We start from the raw sequence: 303 nt of genomic DNA, 5'->3' as shown, positions 1-303 counted from the left end.
AAGCTCATCGACGAGCAACACGTGGACGCGATCATCGGTTCGTCGATCACGCCCAACACGCTGGCGATGCTCGATGTGATCGCGCAAGGCGAAACGCCGACGATCTCGCTGGCCTCGTCGGCGAAGATCATCGAGCCCGTCGACGACAAGCGTCACTGGATGTTCAAGACGCCGCAGACCGACGCGATGATGGCGGGCGCGATCGCCGAACACGCCGCCGCGCACAACGTCAAGACGCTCGCGTACATCGGGCAGGCCGACGCACTCGGCGACGCGTTCTACGCCGAAGTCGCGAAGGCGGCG

At 65.0% G+C, this 303-nt stretch carries 1 protein-coding gene; it reads left to right on the top strand.

All coding sequences use genetic code 11. The features are described from left to right. Positions 1–303, top strand: a 303-nt coding sequence (locus SB772_RS39940) for an ABC transporter substrate-binding protein (RefSeq protein WP_410838511.1), incomplete at both ends; no start/stop codon positions are given.

It is taken from the genome of Paraburkholderia sp. SIMBA_030, assembly GCF_046535245.1.
Taxonomy (GTDB): Bacteria; Pseudomonadota; Gammaproteobacteria; order Burkholderiales; family Burkholderiaceae; genus Paraburkholderia.
This window is presented reverse-complemented; position numbering and strand designations above follow the sequence as displayed.